Origin of the sequence: Noviluteimonas caseinilytica, assembly GCF_018406605.1 — a bacterium.
Lineage (GTDB): Bacteria > Pseudomonadota > Gammaproteobacteria > Xanthomonadales > Xanthomonadaceae > Noviluteimonas > Noviluteimonas caseinilytica.
In genome coordinates, this window is the sequence record NZ_AP024545.1 from 1669210 (window position 1) to 1687174 (window position 17965).

The 17965-nt window shown below is 67.7% G+C and carries 13 protein-coding genes and 1 tRNA gene; 7 read left to right on the forward strand and 7 right to left on the reverse strand.

Annotated features, from left to right (window positions below; translation table 11 throughout):
* Nucleotides 1–17: 17 nt before the first annotated feature.
* Nucleotides 18–5429 (reverse strand): HAMP domain-containing protein, encoded by a 5412-nt coding sequence (locus LYSCAS_RS08185; RefSeq protein WP_213433384.1) that lies wholly within the window; start codon nt 5427–5429, stop codon nt 18–20.
* Nucleotides 5430–5783: 354 nt separating this feature from the next.
* On the opposite strand from LYSCAS_RS08185, the gene LYSCAS_RS08190 reads away from it, so the two are divergent.
* Nucleotides 5784–6530: a BON domain-containing protein gene (locus LYSCAS_RS08190; RefSeq protein WP_213433386.1), complete on the forward strand. Its 747-nt coding sequence runs from the start codon at nt 5784–5786 to the stop codon at nt 6528–6530.
* 39 nt (nt 6531–6569) lie between these two features.
* Here LYSCAS_RS08190 and LYSCAS_RS08195 read toward each other — a convergent pair whose 3' ends face one another.
* Entirely contained in the window at nt 6570–7943 is a 1374-nt protein-coding gene (locus LYSCAS_RS08195) for a sigma-54-dependent transcriptional regulator (protein WP_213433388.1), read from the reverse strand.
* Nucleotides 7944–8111: 168 nt separating this feature from the next.
* Here LYSCAS_RS08195 and LYSCAS_RS08200 point away from each other — a divergent pair, with 168 nt between their 5' ends.
* Together LYSCAS_RS08200 and LYSCAS_RS08205 are read left to right on the forward strand one after the other, a co-directional pair.
* Nucleotides 8112–8786: a DUF4142 domain-containing protein gene (locus LYSCAS_RS08200; protein WP_213433390.1), complete on the forward strand. Its 675-nt coding sequence runs from the start codon at nt 8112–8114 to the stop codon at nt 8784–8786.
* A gap of 47 nt (nt 8787–8833) precedes the next feature.
* Entirely contained in the window at nt 8834–9151 is a 318-nt protein-coding gene (locus LYSCAS_RS08205) for a KGG domain-containing protein (RefSeq protein WP_213433392.1), read from the forward strand.
* Between the two features lie 54 nt (nt 9152–9205).
* Here LYSCAS_RS08205 and LYSCAS_RS08210 read toward each other — a convergent pair whose 3' ends face one another.
* Entirely contained in the window at nt 9206–10219 is a 1014-nt protein-coding gene (locus LYSCAS_RS08210) for a CorA family divalent cation transporter (protein ID WP_213433393.1), read from the reverse strand.
* A gap of 154 nt (nt 10220–10373) precedes the next feature.
* Here LYSCAS_RS08210 and LYSCAS_RS08215 point away from each other — a divergent pair, with 154 nt between their 5' ends.
* Nucleotides 10374–10970, forward strand: coding sequence for an RES family NAD+ phosphorylase (locus tag LYSCAS_RS08215; RefSeq protein WP_213433395.1), 597 nt, complete (start codon nt 10374–10376; stop codon nt 10968–10970).
* A gap of 4 nt (nt 10971–10974) precedes the next feature.
* Here LYSCAS_RS08215 and queD read toward each other — a convergent pair whose 3' ends face one another.
* Nucleotides 10975–11328 (reverse strand): 6-carboxytetrahydropterin synthase QueD, encoded by a 354-nt coding sequence (gene queD, locus LYSCAS_RS08220; protein WP_213433397.1) that lies wholly within the window; start codon nt 11326–11328, stop codon nt 10975–10977.
* 249 nt (nt 11329–11577) lie between these two features.
* A tRNA-Met gene (locus LYSCAS_RS08225) sits at nt 11578–11654 on the reverse strand.
* A 153-nt stretch (nt 11655–11807) separates the two neighbouring features.
* Between LYSCAS_RS08225 and LYSCAS_RS08230 the strand changes: the two genes are divergently transcribed.
* The 3 genes from LYSCAS_RS08230 (at nt 11808) to bfr (ending at nt 13264) form a co-directional block, all read left to right on the forward strand.
* Nucleotides 11808–12416 (forward strand): RNA pyrophosphohydrolase, encoded by a 609-nt coding sequence (locus tag LYSCAS_RS08230; RefSeq protein WP_213433399.1) that lies wholly within the window; start codon nt 11808–11810, stop codon nt 12414–12416.
* Nucleotides 12417–12474: 58 nt separating this feature from the next.
* Nucleotides 12475–12678: a (2Fe-2S)-binding protein gene (locus LYSCAS_RS08235; RefSeq protein WP_213433400.1), complete on the forward strand. Its 204-nt coding sequence runs from the start codon at nt 12475–12477 to the stop codon at nt 12676–12678.
* A gap of 115 nt (nt 12679–12793) precedes the next feature.
* Nucleotides 12794–13264, forward strand: a complete 471-nt coding sequence (gene bfr / locus LYSCAS_RS08240; protein WP_213433401.1) for a bacterioferritin — start codon at nt 12794–12796, stop codon at nt 13262–13264.
* Nucleotides 13265–13282: 18 nt separating this feature from the next.
* Here the strand turns inward: bfr and LYSCAS_RS08245 are convergent, their stop codons facing one another.
* Complete coding sequence (locus tag LYSCAS_RS08245) at nt 13283–15784, reverse strand: hybrid sensor histidine kinase/response regulator (RefSeq protein ID WP_244858477.1); 2502 nt, start codon at nt 15782–15784, stop codon at nt 13283–13285.
* On the reverse strand, nt 15784–17931 hold the full coding sequence (locus LYSCAS_RS08250) for an EAL domain-containing protein (protein WP_244858478.1): 2148 nt from the start codon (nt 17929–17931) through the stop codon (nt 15784–15786). The genes LYSCAS_RS08245 and LYSCAS_RS08250 overlap by 1 nt, the downstream gene beginning before the upstream one ends.
* Between the last annotated feature and the right edge of the window lie 34 nt (nt 17932–17965).

The window sequence follows — 17965 nt, forward strand, 5'->3', positions numbered from 1 at the left end:
GGATCCGGGCACGGGCGTCAGCGGTGCAGCCATTGACGCAGCACTCCGAGCAATTGATCCGTGACGACGGGCTTGGCGAGGTAATCGGACGCACCGGCCTCGAGGCACTTCTCGCGGTCGCCCTTCATCGCCTTGGCGGTGAGGGCCACGATGGGCAGCGCACGTGCATCGGGCATCCCGCGGATCGCGCGCATCGTGTCGTATCCATCCATGCCGGGCATCATGATATCCATGAGGACCAGGTCGATATCGGGATCCTCTGCCACTTTCTCGATGGCTTCGTGGCCCGTGCCGGCCGTGATGACGCTCATGCCGTGGCGCTCGAGCACGCTGGACAGCGCGAAGATGTTGCGCACGTCGTCGTCGACCACCAGCACGCGCTTGTTCTTCAGCGCATCGTCGGTCTCGTGCAGGCGCTGCACCATCTTCTGCTTCAGCGGCGGCAGGTCGGCGATCACGCGGTGCAGGAACAGCGACGTCTCGTCGAGCAGGCGCTCCGGCGATTCGACGCCCTTGATCACCACGCTGCGCGCAGCCTTGCGCAGCTGTGCGTCTTCCTGCGCGGTGAGCTCCTTGCCGGTGAACACCACGATCGGCACTTCGTGCAGGCGCGGCTGGTCCTGGATGCGGTCCAGCAGGTCCAGGCCGGTCATGTCGGGCAGGCGCAGGTCGAGCACCACGCAGTCGAAGTCGGCTTCGAGCAGGCGCTGCATGGCCTGTTCGCCGGTCTGCGCGGTGTCGATCTCGATGTCGTCGTGGCGCAGCAGCTCTTCGATGCTCATGCGTTCGCGATCGTCGTCTTCCACGATCAGCAGCTTCTTGGTGCGCGGCAGCGTGTACTGGCGGATGCGTTCGAGCGCGTGTTCGATCGACTCGGCCGAGCCCGGCTTGGCGAGGTAGGAGAACGCACCGCGTTCGATGCTGTGGTGGCGCTCCTCTTCGATCGTGACGATCTGCACCGGGATGTGGCGCGTGGCCGAATCCTGTTTCAGGCGCGCCAGCACCGTCCAGCCGAGCATGTCGGGCAGGAAGATGTCGAGCGTGATCGCGTTGACCTGGAACTCGCGCACCAGCCGCAGCGCCTCGGCGCCGCGGTTGGCCGCGATCACCTGGAAGCCGCGCGAGCGCGCGAGGTCGCGGAGGATCTCCGCGTAGGTGGGATCGTCCTCGATCACCATCAGCGTGGGCTTCAGCGGATCCAGGCGGTCGCGGTCGTCGGCGATGTCCTGCACGTCGGCGAAGGCGCGCTCGGCGTGCGCGGCGGCCGATTGCAACTGCTTGTTGCCCAGCACCGTGCTGATCGGCTCGCCCGAGCCGACGTAATCCAGCGGCAGGTACAGCGTGAACGTCGAGCCCTTGCCGGGCGCGCTCTGCAGGCGCAGTTCGCCGCCGAGCAGGCCCGCGATTTCGCGCGAGATGGCAAGGCCGAGGCCCGTGCCGCCGTACTTGCGCGACGTGCCGGCGTCGGCCTGCTGGAACGCTTCGAACACGATGCGCTGCTTCTCGGTGGAGATGCCGATGCCGGTATCCGTCACTTCGAACGCGACGACCGTGGGCGAGTTGTCGAGCACCTTGTGGCCTTCGGTCCAGCCATGCGTGGCCACGTGCGCGGAGAGGCGCACGCTGCCGCGCTCGGTGAACTTCAGCGCGTTGGACAGCAGGTTCTTGAGGATCTGCTGCAGGCGCTTGGGATCGGTGTGCATCGCACGGCCGATGTCCGACGGGAAGTCGACGGAGAAATCCAGGCGCCGGCGTTCGGCTTCGTGGCGGAAGCCGCGTTCCATGTTTTCGCGCAGGTGCGAGAAGGTCATCTCCTCGCTGTCCACCGTGACCGTGCCCGACTCGATCTTCGACAGGTCGAGGATGTCGCTGATCAGGTGCAGCAGGTCGGAGCCCGCGGCGTGGATGGTCTTGGCGAATTCGACCTGGCGGTCGCTGAGGTTCTCGTCCGGGTTTTCCGCCAGCTGCTGGCCGAGGATCAGGATCGAGTTGAGCGGCGTGCGCAGCTCGTGCGACATGTTGGCGAGGAACTCGGACTTGTAGCGCGAGGTGAGCGCCAGCTCCGCCGCCTTTTCTTCCAGCGCGCGGCGGGCCTGTTCGATTTCCTGGTTCTTGCGTTCCACCTCGGTCTTCTGCTCGGCGAGCAATTGCGCCTTGAGCGCGATTTCCTCGTTGGTCTGCTGCAGTTCCTTCTGCTGCGACTGGAGTTCGCCGGCGAGCTGCTGCGACTGCGAGAGCAGGCGCTCGGTGCGCATCGTCGCTTCGATCGTGTTGAGCACGATGCCGATCGACCCGGACAGCTGTTCGAGGAAGGCGCGCTGCGACGGGGTGAACTCGGTGAGCGAGGCCAGTTCGATCACGGCCTTGATCTGGTCTTCGAACAGCACCGGCAGCACCACGACGCTGCGCGGCACGGCGCTGATCAATCCCGATTCGATCTGCACGGTGCCGGCGGGCACGTCGTCGAGCACGATCATCTCGGCCTGCGCGGCGCACTGGCCGATCAGACCCTGGCCGAATTCGACCGTGCGGGCTTCGTCATCGGATTCGCCGGAATCGGCGTAGCCGGCGAGCTGGCGCAGGCGGTTGCGGCCGCGGCGCTCGTCGGTCTCCACCACGTACATCACGCCCTGTTGCGCGTACACGAGCGGGGCGAGTTCGCCGAGCAGCATGTGGCCCAGCGTGATCAGGTCGCGCTGGCCCTGCATCATTCCCGAGAACTTGGCGAGGTTGGTCTTCAGCCAGTCCTGCTCGCGGTTGGATTCGGTCGTTGCGCGCAACGTGCCGATCATCGCGTTGATGTTGTCCTTCAGGTCGGCGAGTTCGCCGCGCACGTCCACCTGGATCGATCGCGTCAGGTTGCCCTGCGTCACCGACGTGGCCACTTCCGCGATCGCGCGCACCTGCGTGGTGAGGTTGGCCGCCAGCTGGTTCACGTTGGCCGTGAGGTCCTTCCAGATGCCCGCGGTGCCCGGCACGTTGGCCTGGCCGCCGAGGCGGCCTTCGACGCCCACTTCGCGCGCCACGGTGGTCACCTGGTCGGCGAAGATTTCCAGCGTCTCGGTCATCGAGTTGATGGTGTCGGCGAGTTCGGCGATTTCGCCCTTCGCTTCCACCGTCAGCTTCTGGTGCAGGTCGCCGTTGGCCACCGCGGTCACGACCTTCGCGATGCCGCGCACCTGCGTGGTGAGGTTGGTCGCCATGGAGTTGACGTTGTCGGTCAAGTCCTTCCACGTACCGGCGACGCCCGGCACCTGCGCCTGGCCACCGAGCTTGCCTTCGGTGCCCACTTCGCGGGCCACGCGCGTCACTTCCGCGGCGAAGCCGTTGAGCTGGTCCACCATCACGTTGATCGTGGACTTCAGCTGCAGGATTTCGCCCTGCGCATCCACCGCGATCTTGCGCGACAAGTCGCCCTTCGCCACCGCGGTCGCGACTTCGGCGATGTTGCGCACCTGCGTGGTGAGGTTGGACGCCATCGAGTTGACGTTGTCGGTCAAGTCCTTCCACGTACCGGCGACGCCCGGCACCTGCGCCTGGCCACCGAGCTTGCCTTCGGTGCCCACCTCGCGGGCCACGCGCGTCACTTCCGCCGCGAAGCCGTTGAGCTGGTCGACCATCGTGTTGAAGGTCTCCTTCAGCTGCAGGATCTCGCCGCGCACGTCCACCGCGATCTTGCGCGACAAGTCGCCCTTGGCCACCGCGGTGGTGACTTCGGCGATGTTGCGCACCTGCGCGGTGAGGTTGGACGCCATCGAGTTGACGTTGTCGGTCAAGTCCTTCCACGTACCGGCGATGCCGGGCACGACGGCCTGGCCGCCGAGGCGGCCCTCGGTACCGACTTCGCGCGCCACGCGCGTCACTTCCGCCGCGAAGCCGTTGAGCTGGTCGACCATCGTGTTGATGGTGTTCTTCAGCTCGAGGATTTCGCCGCGCACGTCCACCGTGATCTTGCGCGACAAGTCGCCCTTCGCCACCGCGGTCGTCACTTCGGCGATGTTGCGCACCTGCGACGTCAGGTTGGACGCCATCGCGTTCACCGAGTCGGTCAAGTCCGCCCACGTACCCGCGACGCCCGGCACGACGGCCTGGCCACCGAGGCGGCCTTCCGAACCCACTTCGCGGGCCACGCGCGTCACTTCCGCCGCGAAGCCGTTGAGCTGGTCGACCATCGTGTTGATGGTGTCCTTCAGTTCCAGGATTTCGCCGCGCACGTCCACCGTGATCTTGCGCGACAAGTCGCCCTTCGCCACCGCGGTGGTCACCTCGGCGATGTTGCGCACCTGCGAGGTGAGGTTGGACGCCATGGAATTCACCGAATCGGTGAGGTCCTTCCACGTGCCCGCGACGTCCGGCACCGCGGCCTGGCCACCCAGCTTGCCTTCGGTACCCACTTCGCGCGCCACGCGCACCACTTCGGCCGCGAAGCCGTTGAGCTGGTCGACCATCGTGTTGATGGTGTTCTTCAGTTCCAGGATTTCGCCGCGCACGTCCACCGTGATCTTGCGCGAGAGGTCGCCCTTCGCCACCGCGGTGGTCACTTCGGCGATGTTGCGCACCTGCGATGTCAGGTTGGACGCCATCGCGTTGACCGAGTCGGTCAAGTCCTTCCACGTGCCCGCCACGCCCGGCACGATCGCCTGGCCACCGAGCTTGCCTTCGGTACCCACTTCGCGCGCCACGCGCGTCACTTCCGAGGCGAAGCCGCGCAGCTGGTCCACCATCGTGTTGATGGCTTCCTTCAGCTGCAGGATTTCGCCGCGCACGTCCACGGTGATCTTGCGCGACAAGTCGCCGTTCGCCACGGCGATGGTCACTTCGGAAATGTTGCGCACCTGCGCGGTGAGGTTGGAGGCCATCTGGTTCACCGAGTCGGTGAGGTCCTTCCACACGCCCGACACGCCTTTCACCTTCGCCTGGCCACCGAGGCGGCCGGCCGTACCCACTTCGATCGCCACGCGCGTCACTTCCGAGCTGAACTCGCTCATCTGCTCGAGCATGCGGTTCACGATCTGCGCGGCGCGCAGGAACTCGCCCTGCAGCGGCCGGCCGTCGCTGTCGAGCGGCACGGTCTTGGTGAGGTCGCCCTTCGCCACGGCCGCCATCGCTTCGGTCATCGTTTCGATCGGGCGCGCCATGTCGCGGATCAGCCCGTTGACCGAGGCTTCCATCTCGGCCCATTGCCCCTGCCGGTTGGCGGCGGGCATGCGCTGGCGCGTGCGGCCTTCGCCGCCGACCTTGCGCGCCACGCCGGCCATGTCGTTCGCCAGCCGCCGGTTCTGCGCCACGATGTCGTTGAACGCATCGGCGAGCTTGCCCTCGATGCCTTCCCAGTGGACGGGAAGCTGCACGGAGAAATCGCCGTCGCGCACCTGCGTCATCGCGGCAAGCAACTGCTGCAATGGATCCAGGCCGGTCGGTTCGAGCACCGCGACCTGGCTTTCTGTGACAGGCGTCGAAGAAACGCCGCGGCGTGTGCGCCGGGCGGGCTGGCTTTCGTTGTTCACGGGTGGGTCTCCGTTGCCCATCCCCATGGGCAAATTGCTGGGAACGCTAGCTTCAGGAAAGTTGAATTCATGTGAGGACGGCGCACGCGCACGGTTCGTCGGGCGAGGCGGCCGCCGAGGAAGACGTACTTTCGGGGATGCCGCGTTTGCCACGCGTGAGGCGGAATGCGTTTCCGGGACGCATGCGCACGCGTGTTCTGGCATGCCGATTGCGTGGTTGCAGGTGCGGGATTTCCGCATTGGCAGTGCTTGCAACCAGGACCAGGAGCGCAACGCATGAAGCATCGAGAACCATGGGGCAGGGGTGAACGGGAGCGCGGCGAAGGCCAGCGCGGGGAAGGACTGCGCGGCGCGCAGAATCCGGATACGTGGAATTCCGAACCGCAGTGGCTGCGCAACGAACGCGAACAACGCGCGGGCCCGGATGCGGACCGCCAGGCCCAGCGCGGTGGACCGGCGCGTTACGACGACGCCTACCGCACCGATGAACGCGGCCGCGCGCCGTACGCCGGCGCACGCGATGAGCGCGACGAACGCGAACTGCGGCGACGCGCCGGCACGTGGGAAGAACACAGTCGTGGCTACGAGGCCAGCGGCTGGGACGACGATCTCGACCTCGGTGGCGGCCAGCGCTACCAGCCCTTCCACGTCGGCACCGGCATGGGCCTGGGCACGGGCTCGCCGGGTTACGGGTACGGAAGCCGCGGCGGCTGGGACCTCGGCACGCACCAGCGCGACATCGGGCGTTCGTTCCGCGGCATGGGGCCGCAGGACTACACGCGTCCGGACGAACGCATCCGCGAAGACATCCACGAGCGGCTCACCCAGAGCCACGACATCGATGCACGCAAGATCCAGGTCGACGTGAACGCAGGCAACGTCACGCTGACCGGCACGGTGATCGAGCGCCGCATGCGGTATCTCGCGGAAGACCTCGTCGAAGGCGTGACGGGCGTGGCCAACATCGACAACCAGCTGCAGGTGCAGAACGGGCTGGCGTCCAGGCCGGACGACCCGCACTGAAGGCGTACCGCGGGCGTGGCGATCGCCGCGCCCGCGAGGTCAGCTGTCGTCGTCTTCGTTGGCGGCGCAGTCGCGCTCGCGTGCCAGGCGATTGCGGATGGTGCGCGCGGTGATGCCCAGCGCCGCCGCGGCGCGACGGCGGTTGTTGCCGAAGTGCTGCAGCGTCTTGCGCAGGATGCGGCGCTCCATTTCCTCGAACGTGGTGCCGACCGCGAAAGTGATCGTGTCGGAGGATTCGCCCACCGCGCGCTGCGGCATCGGTTGGGGTGCCGGCATGCGCACTTGTCCGTCCTCGGCGAGGATGTAGGCGCGCTGCACGGCGTTGCGCAACTCGCGCACGTTGCCGGGCCAGGGCGCGTCGCGGATCAGCGTGCGCGATTCGGGCGTGAACGCGAATTGCGTGTTGCCGCGCGCGTTGAGGTCGGCGAGGAAGGCATCGGCGAGCAGGCGTGCGTCGTCGCCGCGTTCGCGCAACGGCGCCACCGGGATCGCGAAGCCGCACAGGCGGTAATAGAGGTCTTCGCGCAGGCGGCCACTGGCGACGGCCTGGAGCGGATCGCGATTGGTGGCGGAGACGATGCGCACTTCGACCGGGAGATCGACGTGCCCGCCGAGCCGGCGATAACAGCCGAAGTCGAGCACGCGCAGCAAGTGCGTCTGCAACGCCGGTGCCATCTCCGAGATTTCGTCGAGGAACAACGTGCCGTGCGCGGCCTGTTCGAGGAAACCGCCGTGGCGCGACACCGCGCCGGTGAAGCTGCCTTTCTCGTGGCCGAACAACTGGCTCGCCAGAAGGTCGCCGGACACCGCGCCGCAATTCACCGCGACGAAGGGGCCCGTGCGTCCGCTCGCCGCATGGATGGCGCGCGCGATGAGTTCCTTGCCGCACCCGCTTTCGCCGTGCACGAGCACGGAGACATCGCTCGGCGCGACTTTCTCGATCATGCGGCGCGTGGCGACGAAGGCATCGGACGCGCCGACCATGTCGTGCCAGGCGCGCGCCGGGGCGGGCGGTTCCGCGCGACGGCGCGTGGCGCAGTCTTCGAAGAGTTCGCGCAGGCGGTCCGGCGCAATCGGCTTGACCAGGTAATCGACGACCGAATTGCGGAACGAATCCACCGCGGTCGCGACACTCGGGCTGCCGGTCACCACCACCGCATCGGTGCGCAGCATGTCGACGTCGCGCAGCAACGACAGGCCGCAGCCGTCGGGGAGGTCGAGGTCGACCAGCGCCATGTCGAAGTCGCGCTGCTTCACGCGGTTCACCGCTTGCGCGAGTTCGCCGGCCACCGTGATCTCGTAGCCCTGCAGGCGCGCGATCTCCGCCGCGGCGTGCACGAAGCCGACGTCGTCGTCGACGATCAGCAGCGACGGCGAGCGAAGCGGCGGCGCGGGGGTGAACTCGGAAGGCATTGGGGGATGGCTCTGCGGTGCGGCCACGCGGGATGTACTCCGCAGTAAGCAAAGCGGTAGTGAAGGCGGTTCATGTTTCCCGCCTGGGAAACCCATTCCGGCGATGGACGGTCGCGGCACGGCAATTGCATCGATAGGTCGGATGCATCCATCAAAGGAGGATTTCGCATGGACAGGAACCACACCGGTCTTCACATCACGCAAGCCGCGCTCGCCGTCGCCCTCGGGCTCGCACTAGGCGGCTGCAACCGCACCACGCCCGAAGACACGGGCGTCGCCGCCACCAGCACCGCGCTGCCGCCCGCCGTGGCGACACCGCCCCCGATGGAAACCACCACCGCGATGCCACCGGCCGTGACGACCACGATGCCGCCGGCCACGACCGCGATCATGCCGCCGGCCACCACCACCGGCATGCCGCCCGCCGCGGGCGCGATGCTCACCGATGCGGACAAGGCCTTCCTGGCCGACGTCGTGCGTTCGAACGAAGAAGAGATCGCAACCACGGAGCTGGCGATGGCGCAGGGCGGCACGAAGGCGAAGGCGGTATCGCAGATGTTGAATGCGGACCACATGGGCTTGCGTACCGAAATCGCCACGCTCGCGCCTGCGATCCCTGCGCCGCCGGGCAAGGCACCCGCGTCGTTGGCCGGCATGAAGGCCGGTGCGTTCGACGGACGCTTGTTCGCCACGTACATCGACCAGCACCAGAAGGCGATCGCCGCGTTCACGGCGGCGAGCAAGAACACCGCGCTCAGCGAACCGGTGCGTTCGCTCGCCACGAACACGCTACCGAAACTGCAGCAGCACCTGCAGGCCGTGAAGGACGCGCAACGCACGTAACAACCGCAGTGGACGACCCCGTTCCAATCCCCCAAGGAGAGACACACATGGCACAGCGCAACCAGGGTGGTGGCACCAGCAATCGCGGCTTCGCTTCGATGGATCCGGCCAGGCAGCGGGCGATCGCGGCCGAAGGCGGGCGTGCGGCGCACGCGCAGGGCGTGGCGCACGAATTCGATTCCGAGGAAGCGCGCGAAGCGGGCCGCAAGGGTGGCCAGGCGCGCAGCCAGCGCAGTGCGGCCAACATGCAGGCCAGCGATCGCGACGTGCAGGGCGCCGACATCGCGCATGGCGATGGCATGGGCGGGATGCGCACGCCGTCGGGTCCGATGTCGCCGGATCGCAGCGGGCCGAACAATTCCTGAGTCGAACGCGGGCGGTGCTTCGTGCGCCGCCCGCGCTGCATCAGGGCGCGGGGATCACTTCCACCAGCCGCGCCAGCGCGCGATCAGCAGCGCCACCAGCACCAGCAACGCCATCAGTCCCGCCGCGGTCCAGAAGCCTTCGCTGCCGGTGTCGAAGATGCCTGCGCGGAAGTTCATGCCCAGCATGCCGGCGATCACCGCCAGGCTGCCGAGCAGCACGGTGACGAACGTGAGCAGGCGCATCGTTTCGTTCGTGCGCTGCGACAGGCGCGTGGAGAGGAGTTCGTAACTGCCGACCACCAGGTCGCGCGCGTTCTCCACCGCATCCACCGCGCGCTCGTAGCGCAGGCTCACCGAGCGGAATTGCTTCTCGACCTTGTCGTCCTGGTCGGGCTGGAAGTCCGGGCGCGAGAACGTGTCGAAGACTTCGCGATGCGCGCTGAGCTGGCGGCGCAGGATCGACACCGCGCGGCGCAGGCGCCGCAGCGAAGGCAGGTGGGTGTAGCGCAGCGTCGGTTCGAGGATCTCGACTTCCAGGCGATCCACGCGTTCTTCGAACGCATCGACCGCGTCGAAATATGTCGTCAGCAACCGGTCGAGCAAGGCGGCGGCGAAGCTGTCGGCGCTGATCTTGCCGACGCGCGAGTCGGGGTCTTCGTTCGCGAACACATCCTCGAGGAACGCGATGCGCCTGCGATGCACGGTGACGACGACGTTCGGCCCGACGGCCAGCAGCCACGCGGCGCCGGAAAAGGTTTCGTGCGTGGCATCCCACGTCGGCGCGATGGCGCGCGCGCCGAACCAGTCGCGCTGCGTGAACCACGCGCCGTTTTGATGGTCCATCAGCGACGCGAGCGGCAGGCCTTCGATGCCGAACTGGCACAGCGCTTCGGCGATCTGCGAGGCGTCGTGCACGCGGATGTCGATCCAGGCCAGTTCGTTCTGCGAGACGCGCGCCAGGTCGAGCTCGCCGGGCTTGATCTCGCGGTCTTCGCCTTCGGCGTCGAACAGCAGGATCCGCGTCTGCGGAGATTCGGGGACGTCGGCGGGGAGCTTTTCGTGCTTCATAGGCCGCTTGTAGCAGTGGGGCGTGTAGGTCCCATCAAGGCCGGCGGGTGGCGGAAAAAGTTTCCGGGTCGGTCGCGTTTTTCCGTGCACGACGGTGTTCACGCGTGCGCAACGGGCGCGGATCGACGCTCTGCCCTCAGCAGGAGCGCACCCCATGGTCGACGACAAAGAAGAAGCCCGCCTCGACGAGGCCATCGCCGAGAGCTTCCCCGCGAGCGATCCGCCTTCGCAGACCAGCCCGATCACGGCGACATCCACCCAGCCCCAGGTGCCGGCCAGCCACGCCGGGCATGCGGGGGACGAATTGCGCGTGTACCGGGTGATCGAACCGCGGCAGGCGTCGACGCCGTTTTCCGGCGCCGGCAGCGATCGCGGCGGGCGCTGGACGTCGCCGCGCACGATGGGCGTCTACGTGTCGCTGTCGCCGGCCGCCGCGCTGCTCGAATACCTCGTGCACCTGGAGGGTGAAACGCCGGGCCAGCTGTTGCTGGCGAGCGCGTCGGTGCCGATCGATACGGTGCTGGCGCAACTGGAGTTGCCGAGCGAGTGGCGGGATCGTCCGTATCGCGACACGGTGCGGCAGATCGGCGATGCGTGGTCGCGTTCGAAGAAGTCGATGGCGCTGCGCGTGCCGAGCGCGGTGTGCGAGGGCGAGTGCAACGTGCTGCTCAACCCGGACCACGCGGACTTCGCGAAGCTGCGGATCGACCAGTTGTGCCCGATGAAGATCGACCCGCGCCTGCGGCTGTGACGCGTCAGCCGCGGTAGCGGCAGCCCGAGGTGCAGGTTTCGTGCACGACCACTTCCGACAATTGCGGCAACGACGGCTTCAGGCGCTGCCAGATCCACTGCGCCAGGCGTTCGCTGGTGGGGTTGTCGAGGCCGTCGATGTCGTTGAGGTAGTGGTGGTCCAGCTGGTCGTACAGCGGGCGGAACGCGGCCTTGATGTCCGCGAAATCCATCACCCAGCCGGTGTGCTCGCCGGGTTCGCCCGACACGTGGAGCTCCACGCGGAAGGAATGCCCGTGCAGGCGCGCGCACTTGTGGCCGGGCGGCACGTTGGGCAACCGGTGCGCGGCTTCCAGGGTGAAGGTCTTGAAGATATCCATGGGCGTCAGGGGCGTGGGCTGGCGATGGCTGGGGCCCCGTGCGATGCTCCCGCGCGTCGATCAACCAGCGAGGACACGGCAATGAGCAAGGGCCTGGACAAGAAGAAAGAGACGAAGAAGAAACCGACGAAGACGATCAAGGAAAAGCGCGCGGAGAAGAACGAAAAGAAGGCCAACAAGGGCTTCGCGCCGACTTGATCGCTGGCGCCCGCGCCCAGGTTGGGGGCGGGCCTTTCGATGTATCGGTAGTGGTGGCTATGGGTGGACTCGAACCACCGACCCCAGCATTATGAGTGCTGTGCTCTAACCGGCTGAGCTACATAGCCACGCGGAGAGCCGCGAATTATTCCCGTCCGGCACCCGCGGCGTCAATGCCGCCGTCCGTGTCCGTCGACATCCCCCTCTGCACGATCGCCACGCTTGTGGCTCCGCTTGCCCCGTGGCAGAGTCGGTCGCAGTGCATTTCTGGAGTCCGCATCGTGATCGATCCGGACGGTTATCGGCCCAATGTCGGGATCGTGCTCATGCACCCCGACGGCAGGGTGTTCTGGGCGCGACGCATCCATCGCGACGGTTGGCAGTTCCCGCAGGGCGGGATGAACACCGACGAGACGCCGCTGGAGGCGATGTATCGCGAGCTGCGCGAAGAGACCGGCCTGCTCCCCGAGCACGTGGCCGTCCTCGGCGTGACCCCCGGCTGGCTTCGTTATCGGTTGCCGCAGCGCGCGGTGCGCCGCAACGACCGGCTGGTCTGCATCGGGCAGAAGCAGGTCTGGTACCTGCTGCAGTTCACGGGCGAGGAAGCCGACCTCAAGCTGGACCTCACCGAGAAGCCGGAATTCGACCTCTGGCGCTGGGTGGACTTCTGGTACCCGGTGGACCACGTGGTGAACTTCAAGCGCAGCGTCTACGCCAGCGCCCTAGGGCACCTGGCGCCGTTCGCGCGCCAGATCGCGGGCGCCGCCGCGGTGCCCCAGCCTGCCAAGGATCCGCGCCTGGAACCCGTCGCCCCCCGCAGCCGCCTGCGGCCGCGCCGGCGGACCCCGACGGTTGAACGGAGCGGGGGCTCCGAACCCGGCGCCAATTGACAATCATTCGCATCTGGGGACAATAGGCCACGTCTTCCGGCTCCAGGTTCGAACCCGCATGTACGTGTGCATCTGCAACGGCGTCACCGACCGCGACATCCGCCAAGCGGCGGAAGCGGGCGTGCGGACGATCACCGAACTCACGATGCGCACCGGCTGCGGCGCCACCTGCGGCACGTGCCTGGACTTCGCGTCCGAACTGCTGGCTTCCGCGCGTCCGCACGACGACGCCCGCGAACTGCCGATCCTGCAAGCGGCCTGATCTTCCGCGGCCTCGGCCGCATCCCTCGTTGCCGACACCGATGCGAACGCATCGCGTTTCGTCGCGCCCGCATCGTCGGCGCTAGCATCCGCGCATTCCCGCACGGAGCACTGGCATGAAGGGCGACCCCAAGGTCATCGAACATCTCAACCGGGCGCTCTTCAACGAGCTCACCGCGATCAACCAGTATTTCCTGCACAGCAAGATGCTGAAGAACTGGGGCCTGAAGGAACTGGCCGAGCACGAGTACAAGGAGTCGATCGACGAGATGAAGCATGCCGATCGCCTCGCCGATCGCATCCTCTTCCTCGAAGGCCTGCCGAACTTCCAGGCGCTCGGCAAGCTGCGCATCGGCGAGAACCCGAAGGAATTGCTGGAAGCCGACCTCGCGCTGGAACTGGAAGCGCTGCCTACCCTGCGCGAAGCCATCGCCTACTGCGAGAGCATCCGCGACTCGGTGAGCCGCCGTCTGTTCACCGACATCCTGGATTCGGAAGAAGAGCACATCGACTGGATCGAGACGCAGCTCGACCTCATCGCGCGCCTGGGCGAGCAGAACTACCTGCTCACCAAGATCGAGGAATGATCCCCGACGCGCGCCGGCTCAGGCTTCGGCCGTCCGGCGCGTCCCGCGCAGCCGCGCCTGCAATGCGGCGCGCGCTTTCTCGAATTCATCCGTCACGATCGCCACCGCCACCGCGGGGCGGTCCAGCGTTTCCATGCGCGCGCCGAGTTCGACGCGCTTTGCCGCGGCGGACAATGCCATCGCGCCGAGGTTGGCACTCGAGGACTTCAGCGAATGCGAGGCTTCGCGCAACGCGCTGAAGTCCGGCGCCAGCGCCGCGCGTTCGAGCTGCGCCAGCAACTGCGGCGCGTCCTCCAGGAACACGTTGACGATGCGCGTGGCGTCGGCGCCGATGACCGCGTAGAGCTCGTCGAGCGCGCTGTCGTCGAGGACCGGATCGGCTTTGCTGGCGGACGGCATCGACATGGCGGGCGCTCCGGCGGCGGGCGAGGGCATCGAAGGCGGCATCGCATCCGGCATCGACGCGGCGGGCGCACTCGTCGCGCGCGTCGGCATGCTGTTCACGAGCATGCTGTCGATCGGATCCACCGGCGCGCTGATCTGCGAGGGACGCATCGCGGGCGTGTCGTGCGTCGGCGCACCGCGCAATGCATCGCCCATCGCGTTCGCACGTTCGAACGCGGCCGCCGACGGCGCGCGCGTCTTCCCGGCGTCCTGCAGCCAGCGGCGCAGGCAATGTTCGAGTTGTCCGCGCGTGACCGGCTTGGCGAGGTAGTCGTCCATGCCTGCGTCGAGGCAGCGCTGGCGATCGCCGGCCATCGCGTTGGCCGTCATCGCGACGATCGGCAAGTGCGGGCCCATCGGATCCGCGCTTTCGATCTCGCGCCAGCGGCGCGCGGCGCTGTAACCATCCAGCACCGGCATCTGGCAATCCATCAGCACCAGGTCGTAGTGGCCATCGCGCATGCGCATGAGCGCGGCTTCGCCGTTGGTCGCGGTATCGCAATCCAGGCCGAGCACGCTGAGCAGGCGTTGCGCGACGAGCAGGTTGACCGGGTTGTCCTCGACCAGCAGCACGCGCGCCTGGAAATGCTTCTGCGACGACGGGGCATCCGAGCGCGCAGCGGTTTCCTGCGTGATCTCCGCGCCGCGCGAGGCGGGACGCGACAGCGCGGCGCGCAATTCGGCGTCGGGCGCCTGGCGCGGCAGCAGCGTTGCGCCGGTGCGCAGTTCCTGCGGCACTTCTTCGTCGCCGGCCAGGTACACCATGCGCACGTCGCCGAAGCTCGCGGTGCGCGCCACGTTGCGATGCAATGCGATCGCGGTGGTGCGCATGCTCGACAGGTCCGCCAGCACCACGCCGTAGGTCCACGGCGGGCCTTGCGTCGCGGCGGCGCGCAGGCGGTCCAGCGCTTCCTGCGTCGTCTCCACCGTGGTCACGCGCAGGCCCCAGTTCGGCAACAGCATGCTCAGGCGGCTGCGCAGGCGCGCATCGGTGGACAGCAACAACAGGCGCTGCCCGCTGAGGTCCGCTTCGCGCGTGGGCATGTCGCCCAGGACTTTCAGCAGCGGCACTTCGAAATGGAACGTGGCGCCGTGGCCGGATTCGGATTGCACGCCGATGCGGCCGCCCATCAGGTCGACGATGCGCTGGCAGATCGCAAGGCCCAGGCCCGTGCCGCCGTACAGGCGCGTGGTGGACGCGTCGGCCTGCGTGAATGCATGGAACAACCGCCCCTGTGCATCGGCCGGGATGCCGATCCCGGTGTCGCGCACTTCGAAGCGCAACTGGTGCTGCGCAGTGGATTCGCCCACGCGGCGCACGGTGATGGAAATCGAACCGCGCTCGGTGAACTTCACCGCATTGCTGATCAGGTTGGTCAGCACCTGGCGCAGGCGGACCGGATCGCCGCGCACCGGCAGGCGCACGCCGGGATCCAGGTGCAGGTGCAAGCGCAGGCCCTTCGCTTCGGCGGGGCGTTCCATCAGCTGCATGACCGCTTCGAGCAGGTCGCGCAGGTTGAAGTTGGTGGTTTCCAGTTCGAGCTTGTTCGCTTCGAGCTTGGAGTAGTCGAGGATGTCGTCGACGATGCGCAGCAACTGCTGCGACGAGGTATACGCGGTGCGCACCAGTTCGTGCTGGTCGGGCAGCAGGCGCGCGTGCAGCAGCAGGTCGAGCATCGGCACGATGCCGTTGAGCGGCGTGCGGATTTCGTGGCTCATCGTGGCGAGGAATTCGCCCTTCGCCAGGACCGCCGACTCCGCGGCCTGCTTGGCCTTGGTGAGCTGGAGCTCGAGTTCGTGGTGGCGCTGGATCTCGCGCTGCAGCGCGTTGACCTCGACCTGCCCGCGCTGCGCGCGCTGCGCGATCAATTCCATCTGCGCTTCGCGGCGGTGCATCACCCACACCACGACGACCAGCGCCACGAGCGCGGTGATCACGAACAGCAACGCGGCGTTCTGCCAGGGCCCCTGGATGCCGGAGGCGTCCATGCCGAGCGAGAACGCGGCGCCGGCGGCCGCACCGAGGGCGAGCCAGCGGACGGTCAGCCAGCGACTGGGCGTTTCACGATCTGGCATCAGAGCACCGCGTTCTTGAAGTCGAAATCGAGTTCGCTCGCCGCTTGCTGCACGAGGTTCCCCTGGATGAAGTCGATGCCGCTCATCCACAGCGTCGCCGCCGCCTGCGGATCCTCGACGCTGTGCCCGATCACCTGCAGGCCCTGGCGATGCGCGCGGTCGATGGAGGTGCGCATCGCATCGCGCATCGCGCCCGCTTCCTGGCCCAGCGCGTAGCGCGAGGACAGGCGCAGGTAGCCGAGCGGCAACTGCGAGAGCAGCGAATCGGCGTCGGGGCTGTGTTCGTACTGGCTCAGGCAGAACTGCACGCCGGCCGGCACCATCGCTTCGCAGAACTGGCGCAGCGTGACCGAATGGATCAAGGCATCGCCCAGGCGCACGTCGATGACGAGCGAGGGGCCTTCGAGCCCGCGCACGGCGATCGCCGAGGCCAGCCAGTCCGCGTAGGCATCCCGCGCCAGCGTGCGCGGCGATTGCGGCACGAACAGGCGCACCGGGCGTCCTTGGGCGCGGCGTTGCTGCAGCACGTCGAGCGCGCGCTCGAGCACCCAGCGGTCGATGTCGTGGATGGTGCCGGAGGCTTCGGCGGCCGGCACGATTTCCGCGGCGTTGTGCAGCGTGCCGTCCGGGGCATGCATGCGCAGCAACGTCTGGTATTGCGCTTCGTCGCCGCCGGCGACCGCGACGATCGGCTGGTAGATGAGTTCGAAACGATCGTCGGCGAGCGCATCGCGCAGGAAATCCGACAGATCGCTGGTGGCCGCGATGTCCGGCGGATCGAACGCGGCGATGCCGATCGGCGTCGAACGCGCCTGGCGCGCGGCGAGTTCCGCCGCTTCCAGCGCGGTGCCCGCATCGGTGAAGCCGTGGCGCATGGCGGCGTAACCCACCGTCGCACGCAGGCGCAGCGGGTGGCCGTCGACGTCGAAGGTGTGTTGCGCGATGCCGTCGCGCCACACGCGGGCCTGCGATTCCAGGCGCGTGTCGTCCACGTCCGGCGTGAACACGAGGAATGCGTTGTCGTTGAGGCGCGTCGCGAGGCTGGCGCCGGCGAGGTCGCCGATGCGGCGGCCTGCGTCCGTCATCAGGCGTTCGAGGTTGGCGTAACCGTAGCGGTCGCGCAGCGTGGCGGAACCTTCGATCTCGATGAAGTACACGCCACCGCCCAGCGGCGAAGGCAGGCTGGCGCCGAGGCGCTGCAGCAGGTGGGAACGCGCCATCAGGCCGGTCGCCGGGTGGCGGCTGGCTTCGGTCATGCGCGACTTGCCGAGCGCGCGCGCGCGCTTGACGCGGCTTTCGATCGCGGCCACCAGGTGGCGCGGGCGGATGGGCTTCTGCAGGAAGTCGTCCGCGCCGCATTCCAGCACTTCGTACTGCTTTTCCGGATCGGTGTCGCCGGTGAGGAACACGATCGGCGTGTGCAGGAAGATTTCGTGTTCGCGGATGAGCGCGGTGAGTTCGGTGCCGCTCAGGCCCGGCATGTGCAGGTCCATCAGCACGAGGTCCGGGCGCGTGCGCATCATCGTTTCGATGACGTCGCGCGGTTCGGAGGCCACCAGCGCTTCGATGCCGGCGCCGTTGAGCACGCCTTCGGCGAACAGCGCCTGGGCGCGGTCGTCTTCCACGATCAGCACGCGGTAGGGCGGTTCGTCGCCGGTGCCGAGCGGAGGCAACGCCACGGCAGGCGACGAGGATTCCATGGTCGACGGCGCGGCAGCGGGCACGTCGGGGGCATCGGCGGGCGGTGCATCCCCGCTCCAGCGGCGCCAGTAATTGGCCGGCGGCGTTTCGCTGCGCGCGGGATGCGCATCGTCGTGCTTGGCGCCGTGCGCGGTCATCTTCAGCAACAGGCCTTCGACGGTGGCGATCAGCGACGCGGTGGCGCTGGCATCCGGGAAGTGTTGCGCGTTGCGCGCGGCCGTCATCGGCCCGCGCAGTTGTGACAGCGTGCTCGCCCACTGCGGATCCACCTGCGTGGCGAGGCCCTGCAGGCGGTCGATCTCGTGCGCGATCTGTTCGAAGCTGGTCGCGTCCCAGCCCTGGCCACGACGATTGCGCAGGTTCAGTGCGAGTCCGTCGATGCCATTGCGGAACGTCGTGCCCGGATCGTTGGGCGCGCTGGTGCGTTTGGATCTGGTGGCGGGCATTCGTTCCCCCGGCGTAAGGCCGCCATTATTGCGT

Bases quoted from the DNA above. Each gene is read 5' to 3' on its own strand.
- LYSCAS_RS08215 (WP_213433395.1), top strand. From the start codon at position 10,374: ATGGTCGACGACAAAGAAGAAGCCCGCCTCGACGAGGCCATCGCCGAG.
- LYSCAS_RS08195 (WP_213433388.1), bottom strand. From the start codon at position 7,943: ATGCCTTCCGAGTTCACCCCCGCGCCGCCGCTTCGCTCGCCGTCGCTG.
- LYSCAS_RS08250 (WP_244858478.1), bottom strand. From the start codon at position 17,931: ATGCCCGCCACCAGATCCAAACGCACCAGCGCGCCCAACGATCCGGGC.
- LYSCAS_RS08200 (WP_213433390.1), top strand. From the start codon at position 8,112: ATGGACAGGAACCACACCGGTCTTCACATCACGCAAGCCGCGCTCGCC.
- queD (WP_213433397.1), bottom strand. From the start codon at position 11,328: ATGGATATCTTCAAGACCTTCACCCTGGAAGCCGCGCACCGGTTGCCC.
- LYSCAS_RS08210 (WP_213433393.1), bottom strand. From the start codon at position 10,219: ATGAAGCACGAAAAGCTCCCCGCCGACGTCCCCGAATCTCCGCAGACG.
- LYSCAS_RS08235 (WP_213433400.1), top strand. From the start codon at position 12,475: ATGTACGTGTGCATCTGCAACGGCGTCACCGACCGCGACATCCGCCAA.
- bfr (WP_213433401.1), top strand. From the start codon at position 12,794: ATGAAGGGCGACCCCAAGGTCATCGAACATCTCAACCGGGCGCTCTTC.
- LYSCAS_RS08205 (WP_213433392.1), top strand. From the start codon at position 8,834: ATGGCACAGCGCAACCAGGGTGGTGGCACCAGCAATCGCGGCTTCGCT.
- LYSCAS_RS08190 (WP_213433386.1), top strand. From the start codon at position 5,784: ATGAAGCATCGAGAACCATGGGGCAGGGGTGAACGGGAGCGCGGCGAA.
- LYSCAS_RS08245 (WP_244858477.1), bottom strand. From the start codon at position 15,784: ATGCCAGATCGTGAAACGCCCAGTCGCTGGCTGACCGTCCGCTGGCTC.